This window comes from Veillonella sp., assembly GCF_019414865.1.
GTDB lineage: Bacteria > Bacillota > Negativicutes > Veillonellales > Veillonellaceae > Veillonella.
The window spans coordinates 1-7745 of the sequence record NZ_DXLG01000074.1; the positions used below are offsets into that span (position 1 = coordinate 1).

Annotated in this window: 7 protein-coding genes; 6 read left to right on the plus strand and 1 reads right to left on the minus strand. The window is 37.7% G+C overall.

What is annotated here, in order from left to right:
• Together QZ334_RS05685 and QZ334_RS05690 are read left to right on the plus strand one after the other, a co-directional pair.
• Window positions 1–818 (plus strand): DUF805 domain-containing protein (locus QZ334_RS05685; RefSeq protein ID WP_295232640.1); only part of this gene is annotated, 818 nt, incomplete at its 5' end.
• Window positions 819–997: 179 nt separating this feature from the next.
• A complete protein-coding gene (locus QZ334_RS05690) occupies window positions 998–2182 on the plus strand; it encodes an MFS transporter (protein ID WP_295232643.1) in 1185 nt (394 codons plus the stop codon).
• 141 nt (window positions 2183–2323) lie between these two features.
• On the opposite strand, the gene QZ334_RS05695 is transcribed toward QZ334_RS05690, so the two are convergent.
• Window positions 2324–3310 carry a GMP reductase gene (locus QZ334_RS05695; RefSeq protein WP_039969037.1) on the minus strand — a complete coding sequence of 329 codons (987 nt, stop codon included), beginning with the start codon at window positions 3308–3310 and terminating at the stop codon, window positions 2324–2326.
• Between the two features lie 179 nt (window positions 3311–3489).
• Between QZ334_RS05695 and thiT the strand changes: the two genes are divergently transcribed.
• From thiT to QZ334_RS05715, 4 genes are all read left to right on the plus strand, one after another.
• Window positions 3490–4020, plus strand: a complete 531-nt coding sequence (thiT, locus tag QZ334_RS05700) for an energy-coupled thiamine transporter ThiT (RefSeq protein WP_024066595.1) — start codon at window positions 3490–3492, stop codon at window positions 4018–4020.
• Complete coding sequence (mobB, locus tag QZ334_RS05705; RefSeq protein ID WP_060924035.1) at window positions 4013–5137, plus strand: molybdopterin-guanine dinucleotide biosynthesis protein B; 1125 nt, start codon at window positions 4013–4015, stop codon at window positions 5135–5137. The genes thiT and mobB overlap by 8 nt, the downstream gene beginning before the upstream one ends.
• Window positions 5118–6353 carry a molybdopterin molybdotransferase MoeA gene (locus QZ334_RS05710; RefSeq protein WP_295232646.1) on the plus strand — a complete coding sequence of 412 codons (1236 nt, stop codon included), beginning with the start codon at window positions 5118–5120 and terminating at the stop codon, window positions 6351–6353. Before mobB ends, QZ334_RS05710 begins: the two co-directional genes overlap by 20 nt.
• A gap of 126 nt (window positions 6354–6479) precedes the next feature.
• Window positions 6480–7502, plus strand: coding sequence for an AraC family transcriptional regulator (locus QZ334_RS05715; RefSeq protein ID WP_295232649.1), 1023 nt, complete (start codon window positions 6480–6482; stop codon window positions 7500–7502).
• The last annotated feature ends 243 nt before the right edge of the window (window positions 7503–7745 follow it).

A 7745-nucleotide genomic window follows, 5' to 3' on the forward strand; every position in this document is an offset into this window, starting at 1 on the left:
ATATAATATTAACCTCTAATTACGAGATTGATAAACCAACATTTCTTATCATGACAATTATTATTAATTTATTAGGTACGTTTGCTTTATCAGAATTAGTTAAACGGCGTTTAAATGATTATAGTGGTAGTGCTCTTGGTCGATATTTACAGTATATTATTTTAATTTTTAATATATTACTTCTAGGCTATTGGGGATATAATCAAAACCTTACTGATATAGATCTTAGAATGACTGTAGACTTTTACATTTATCTTTTCTACGAGTATATAGTACTCTTATTACTAATATTTGTGCCTTCCAATCAAAAATCTAATCGTTATGGTATGCCAAATGGAAAGCAGAAGAGTGGAGAATACATTATCAGCTATGAACCGTTATATAGTTCTAGTGGTGATAAAAAGCGAGAAGATTATTGGGATAGAATTGGTTTATCTCATTCCATAGATTCCTTTAGGACTATGTTTATTAACAAGTTGTTTGATTATCGAACTAGAGCAAAAAGACAAGAGTTATACTGGGGTGTATTTATGTTTCAGATTATAACATATGCGCTCAACCCTATTTTGTTTTATTTCTATGAAAATTTTTTTAATATAGATACAGCTATTGTGGCTAGTTTAGTTATCTATTGGATTTTTTGGTTATGGTATATGTTAGCTAATATCAGTTGTACTGTTAGAAGATTACATGATACAGGTCTTAGCGGGTATTGGTTAGTAGCATTGTTTATTCCGTTTATTAATATCTATACTTTGTATATGACTGTATTTAAACCATCTATAAATCGCGTTGAATTAAATTCTATTAACGAATAAATTTGATATTGAATTTTACTAAATAACCCTCTTTACATTTTTTGTAAAGAGGGTTATTATATTCCAATAATAAATCATATGTAATTAAAATGGTTTCCTGCACTGATGCAAGTTTTAGCGCTTTGCGGATAAAAAGGGCCTTTCTTCGCCGGACGGTTCTAGAAGCCAGAAAGGATGTAATGAACAATCAAGTTTCTATTTCAACAGCAAATATTCGTGGTGCCTTTGGGGGATTCTTTATCCCAGGTATGTATACAGCTTTATGGGCGGGCTTTGTGCCATATTTAAAAGCAAAGCTTAGTATCGGTGAAGATGTATTGGGCTCCATGATTTTAGTGCTCGGTGTAGGCTCTTGCTTGTCCATGGCCATAGCTGGTAAGCTAGTAGAGAACTTTGGATGCAAGAAAGTCGTTTTACTAGCTAGCTTTATTGGGATGTTATCTCTTGCGGTTGTTACCATGTGTTCTACAATTGCTACGACCACAGCTGCTTTATTCTTCTTTGGTATTGGCGTCGGCTTAAGTGGTGCGTCTGCCAATTTACAAGCTATCTTGACAGAAAAGGTGAGTAAGAAACACTTAATGGGTGCCTATCACGGTGGATGGAGTTTAGGCGGTTTTGCCGGTGCTGGTGTTTTGCTAGTGCTCTTAAAAATATTATCCTTACCTGTTAATGAAAGTATTTGGGGACTTCTCATCGTATTATTTATTGCCATGGTTGTGGTTAGCCAATTTATGTTGACCTTTGGTAGTGATCCAAATGCAAAGGTTGTTAAAAAATCTAAAAGCCCATTATCTTTCCATCCCATTGCTATTATCTTTGGTCTCTTGTCCTTTGTATCTTATTTAGTTGAAGGTGCTGTAGGGGACTGGAGTGCATTATACTTATTTGAAGATAAAGGTATCGTTATTGAAGAGGCCGTTATGGGGGTTATGCTCTTTAATGGTACTATGTGTATTGGTCGTTTGCTGGGGAATACAATTGGCAAACATTTAACCTCTAAACAAGTTGTCGTTGGTGGTTATTTGTTAGGCGCTATTGCAATGGGCCTTATCGTATTCTTACCAGGTTATGGCTCCATGTACACATATTTATTGCTTGGTATTGCCTTAGCTATGGTAGTGCCAAACTTATTCTCTGCCATGGGAGAACAAAATGTAATTCCTATGACACAAGCTGTGGCAACATCTACCATGCTTGGTTATATGGGGATTTTGATGGGACCAGCATTGATTGGTTTCATTGCTCATGGCACAAGTCTTACAGTAGCATTTATCGTATTGACTACATTACTTGTAGTAAGTGCAGGTATAGGTAAATACGCCTACATGTTAATGGACAAATCAAAAGAAGCTGAAGCTTAAATAATAGCCCCAAAGATGGTATGTCTTTGGGGCTAAATTTTTGAAATATAGCAATATTATTACGAATATGTTGTAGCTCACATTGATTACATACAAAAAAGCCACAGGATTTATCCTGTGGCTTTTACATGTAATATTGTATTAACGGTCACCATTGAAGATGGAGTTTTTAACAAGTACATAGTCTACTTTGCGGATTGCTTGTAGCGTAGTACCGCCAGCATAAGAGATAGCGGATTGTAAATCTTGTTCCATTTCAACTAATGTATCAAAGATAGAACCTTTGGAGTCGATGAAGATTTTTTTGCCTTCTACATTTTTGCGTTCACCTTTTTGGAACTCAGAAGCAGAACCAAAGTATTCTTTTACTGCTTTACCGTCAACGATTTTTTCTTCCCCTGGGGATTCTTCATGACCAGCGAATAGGGAACCAATCATAACCATAGTTGCACCAAAGCGAATGGATTTAGCGATGTCGCCATGATCACGGATACCGCCGTCAGCGATGATAGGTTTAGTAGCTGCTTTTGCGCACCAGCGAACAGCAGCCAATTGCCAACCACCAGTACCGAAGCCAGTTTTTAATTTAGTGATACAAACTTTACCAGGACCGATACCAACTTTAGTTGCATCTGCACCAGCATTTTCAAGTTCACGAACTGCTTCTGGTGTACCTACGTTACCAGCGATAACGAAAGTTCCAGGCAAGTTCTTTTTGATGTATTGAATCATATCGATTACTGCGTTGGAGTGACCATGTGCAATATCGATTGTAATGTATTCAGGTGTTAAGTTTGCTTTTTTGAATTCATCAACTAAAGCAAATTCTTCTGGTTTTACACCAATGGAAATAGAAGAATATAAATTAAGGTCGTGCATGCGTTTTACAAAGTCCATACGACGTTCTGGTTGAAAACGATGCATGATATAGAAATAACCTTCACGAGCTAATTTCTCTGCCAATTCTTCGTCGATAATAGTTTGCATATTTGCAGGAACTACTGGCAAGCGGAATGTGCGATTACCTAATTTAACATGTGTATCACATTCGCTACGGCTAGTTACGATACATTTATTAGGAATTAATTGCACGTCTTCATAATCAAAGATGTTCGTTGTATTAATCATATTTTCTATATCTCCTTCGAGTATTACAAATTGAACCTGTACCATTATACAAGAGACGCGTAAAATTTTCAATACGTTCCGAATATTTTGTTTGGACTCAGAAACGAACTGTAGTACAATACAAGTAGATTATGCAAGTTATATACATTAATATATATGGTAAAGGGAGGTTGATTGACATGGATCAGTCCAAAACTCGCATGCTTGCAGAAGCAGGTGTGGCGATTGCAATTGCTCAAGTATTATCGTTTATTACGATTTTTCATATGCCTCAAGGAGGATCTATTAAGGCTGCAGCTTTAGTGCCACTCATGATTTATGCTTATCGTTGGGGTGGTGCACGAGGAATTTTTGCTGGCGTCGTATATGGTATTTTACATTTTATTTTAGGCTTTAAATCATCTGTACACTATTTAAGTATTATATTGGATTATCTAGTTGCTTATGGTGCTATAGGTGTATGTGGTTACTTCAAAGATTCTATTTCTGGACTCATTACAGGTTCTATTGTTGGTATTGCATTGCGCTGGATCGCCACTGTTGTGAGCGGTGCCGTTGTGTTCGCTAGCTATGCACCTCAAGGTCAAAATCCATGGATTTACTCCATGATTTATAATGCCTCTTATATGGTGCCAGATGGGATTTTAAATATTGTTGTTTTACTATTCATCTACCAAGGTGTTAAACGAGGGTTAGGACGTCGTGGATAAATTAGGTTTAATTATTTTGGCTGGTGGTTTGAGTTCTCGCATGGGGCAACCTAAGGCATTATTACCTTGGGTTAATGGTGAAAGCCTCATATCTCATGCACTTCGTAAGGGATTAGAAGCGGATGTGGATGATATCATCATCTCCATTGGTGATGATGATCAGTTAGGACATGCCATTCAGACTCATATCATTGATACGTTATCGAACGATGAGAAGAAAAAAGTTTCTATTGTTCGGGATTCTGTTGAGCGACGTGGTCCTCTAGGGGGACTTTATAGTGCTCTAGCTGTTGGAATGAGTCCTGCCTATGCGGTGATGGCTGTAGATATGCCATTTATGCCTATGGATTTATATTATGATTGGTTATATCAAGTGAATCATAACAATTGGAATGTCATAGTTCCTACTGGTTCTAGAGGTAAGCCAGAACCTATGGCGGGAATTTATAGACCTCATATTGTATCATTACTTCCATCTATTCTGGCCGGTAAAGACGTATCGTTGCAGCATGCCCTTGATACGATTGGTCATGTTGAATCTATTGATGCCAGTGATTATGATTGGGAGCTAAGTAATGTAAATCATTATGATGACTATCAATGGGCTCGTGCATTAGCAGAAAATGAGTTCCGTCGTGTGCCGCTTATTAGTGTAGTAGCATCAAAACGTAAAACAGGTAAGACTACGGTAGTAACCCGTCTTGTAGCTGAGTTACAACGAGCTGGGTTTTCTGTAGGTGTTGTAAAGAGTGATAAACACGGCTTTCAAATGGATCATGAAGGGACCGATACAGACCTTTCTTATAAAGCTGGTGCTGATGCGGTGGCTATTGCAGGCCCTAATGAAACAGCGATTCGTATACGCACTAAAGAACAATCAAATCTGTATGAAATATCACAGTTTATGCCTGTGGATATAGTTATACTAGAAACAAGGTCCCAAGGCATTGCCCCTATTATAGAGGTTACGCAAGAAGGACATACAGAAGAGCTTATCTCAGATTCTATTGATCGAGTAGCTATAATCGAAATTAGCAAGTTAGACCAAGACGTACCAGGATTAGTACGTCACATACAGGAAATGATGAGGTGTTTAAATGGCCGTCGTTACTGTTGAGGAGGCCCTTCAATTATGGGAGAAGGCCTTAGATACGCAAGTTTATAAAGTAGAAATGATTGATGTTAAGTCTGCTAAGGGATATGTGTTGGCAGAGGATATCATTGCGCCCACGGATGTACCGGCCTTTTCAAAATCAGCGATGGATGGGTATGCCATTGCCTTTTCCGCGGATTGTAATGAGTATATTGTTGACGGTGTTATAGGCGCCGGCGTTGTATGGGAACAACCTGTTGCATTAGGTCATGCAGTACGTATTATGACGGGCGCACCTATACCGGATACATGTGATACTGTTATCATGCAAGAACAGGTAGTTGGCTCCGGAGAACCGGGTACAACAATCACAATTCAAGGTAAATACAAATGTGGCGATCATATCATCCCTCAAGGTGAGGAATGTAGTGCTGGCACTATTGTGATTCCTCGTGGAACAGAGGTAACCTCTACAGTACAAACTGTTTTGACTGGTCTGGGGTTGACTGAGATTGCTGTCAATGCAATGCCTCGCGTGTTAGTTCTTACCTCTGGCCATGAGGTGATTGAACCTGGTGAAAGCTTAACAGCTGGTAAAATTTATAACTCTAATAGAGCTATGATTTGTGGACTCTTGGAAGATTTAGGCTTTCATAAGATTACGCACTATCATGTCAGTGATGCTCCAGAGGAATTAGAGTCTGAAATTAATCATGTGTTACAGCTCAGTGAAGATGCCGATATTATCATTAGCTCTGGCGGTGTATCAGTAGGGCTGTTTGATACAATGCCTCTTATTTATGAAAAACTAGGAGCTAAATCCATTTATGCACGCATTCAAATGCGTCCAGGTGCTGCATCCTATGGTGCAGTAACGCCGAAAGGTCAAATCATCTTTGGTCTATCTGGTAATCCAGGGGCTGCCTTCAACGGCTGGCATTTAATCGTAGCACCGACCTTAAAACGCTATAAAGGGTTGGCAAACTGGACTACACCAGTCGTGGCCTGCGTAATGGATTCAGAGATTTTTAAGCGTAATGCCTTTGATCGGTACGTACAAGGTAAAGTCATATTTGGTGGTGGGGTCCCACGCTTTGTGGCTAACCGCCATTTTAATAGTAGCAGTATGTTAGGCCTCTATACGGTGAATGCATTGGCATGTATTCCGCGTGGTGTACATGAAGTACATCCTGGTGATACCTTTAATGTATATCTACTAGGACTATTACCTGCTGTATAGGTCTTTATATAATATGTATTTATGTCATCTAAAATTCTGTTGACCGCAGATAAATAAATATATGATAATAAAAGCATCCCTTGGAGTATTAAGGGATGCTTTTTGTATGTGGAGCAATAGGGCATAATGGACTATTTTGACTATTCATATAAACATAACTACATAGAGTTTAGCAGCAACATATATAGGGTTAGTACATATCATTATAACTGGCATGCAGAAACTGAGATTTTTATCTTGTTAAAAGGTAGCGTTGAGATGAGTTGCAATGGTGAGGTTTTTACGCTGAAACCTCTTGATGTTGTAATTATTTCTCCTCAAGTAGGGCATGCAACATTAGCCCTTGAAGAGGATACTATAGCCTTTGTTACTCATGTAGGTAACGAATTTTACCAACAGTATGATTCTGATTTTGGGACTTATCAATTTATTTTACGTTCAGATGATAGTACGCGTCATAATGAATTCTTTACAACCTTACGCCATCATGCTGCTATGACGATGTTATTGATGATTAAAGGTGAAAGCCCAGTACATCGAATGTGGATAGAACACCATTACTTAGCTTTGGCTGGTGATGTATTTAGAGAGTTTGATCCCATAAAAAAGGTTCACGAAAATGCTAGACCTGGCGATATAAAACCGGCATCTTTTGATAATATGATTGCCTATATTGATGAGCATTATGAGCAGAAAATAGAGTTAGAGGATATTGCAAAAATTGAGGGCTATAATGTTGCTTATACATCGCAGTTTTTTAAACGACAAATGGGGATTTCCTTTGTTGAGTATGTATTGCGGTTGAGAATCCGTGATGCTACTGTTCGATTAGCTAGTACGGATGAGGCTGTTGCAAGAATTGCAAGTGATTGTGGATTTGCCGATGTGAAAGCCTTTAATGTGGCTTTTAAAAAGCATTTTAATATGACTCCCACAGAATATCGTAAGCACGTAAAAGGTATTGGCCGTAAAACTGTTTTACAAGATTGGAAAGAAATAATTTCTGTAGACAACCAAGATGTACTTGATGTGTTGCATTCGTTCTTGTCCTATGAAGATGATTCACGAGCTAAGAGCGAATTGGAATTTATGAGCAAAAAATTGGAAGCTTTGAAAGAAAAGTTAGCCGATGTAGTAAAGGATTTATAAAGCTGTTTTATTATATTTCTATGGTAACTAGATTATTATAGTAGCTAATTCTTATAGTAACTCTATTCGTATGATAAACGTTTTGCGGTAATTTATTTTTGATGAATTTATGACATATATAGAAAGATTAGAATTGGGTAAATTTCTATATTAAGAAAACCTATAAAGTTATAAATAAAGCACTACTGTTGATAAGTAGTGCTTTTTTACATGTATTTTATGGGTGAATTTATATATCAATAC

Bases quoted from the DNA above. Each gene is read 5' to 3' on its own strand.
- QZ334_RS05690 (WP_295232643.1), top strand. From the start codon at position 998: ATGAACAATCAAGTTTCTATTTCAACAGCAAATATTCGTGGTGCCTTT.
- QZ334_RS05695 (WP_039969037.1), bottom strand. From the start codon at position 3,310: ATGATTAATACAACGAACATCTTTGATTATGAAGACGTGCAATTAATT.
- thiT (WP_024066595.1), top strand. From the start codon at position 3,490: ATGGATCAGTCCAAAACTCGCATGCTTGCAGAAGCAGGTGTGGCGATT.
- QZ334_RS05710 (WP_295232646.1), top strand. From the start codon at position 5,118: ATGGCCGTCGTTACTGTTGAGGAGGCCCTTCAATTATGGGAGAAGGCC.
- QZ334_RS05715 (WP_295232649.1), top strand. From the start codon at position 6,480: ATGGACTATTTTGACTATTCATATAAACATAACTACATAGAGTTTAGC.